The organism is Shigella sp. SIG3 (assembly GCF_053555855.1).
This window is the reverse complement of sequence record NZ_JBQZXE010000324.1, coordinates 1-434: the sequence shown is the minus strand read 5'-3', so window position 1 is coordinate 434 and position 434 is coordinate 1. Positions and strand designations below refer to the sequence as shown.

The window sequence follows — 434 nt, the reverse complement described above, 5'->3', positions numbered from 1 at the left end:
GTTCTATTTTCCGAATTTGCTGAAGTATGACCCTGATCAGTTCGGTCCGGATTTAATTGAGCAACTAGCTCAATCCGGTAAGTATTCGCAGGATAACACCAAAGGCGATGCCATGATTGGCGTCAAGCAGCCTTTACCAAAAGCAGTTTTAAGAACTCAGCATGACAAAAATAAAGAAGCAATAAGTATCCTGGATTTTGGTGTTATTGATGATGGTGTGACAGATAATTACCAGGCAATACAAAATGCAATAGATGCCGTTGCTTCACTACCCTCCGGCGGGGAGCTGTTTATCCCTGCGAGCAACCAAGCGGTGGGGTATATTGTTGGATCCACTTTGCTTATTCCTTGCGGTGTTAACATCAGAGGGGTTGGTAAGGCATCGCAACTCCGAGCAAAAAGCGGACTTACAGGATCTGTGTTAAGGCTGTCTT

1 protein-coding gene is annotated in these 434 nt (G+C 44.7%); it reads left to right on the top strand.

Going from position 1 to position 434, the window contains the following annotated elements:
- Positions 1-434 (top strand): glycosyl hydrolase family 28-related protein (locus tag ACUU1I_RS21230; protein WP_449144949.1); only part of this gene is annotated, 434 nt, incomplete at both ends.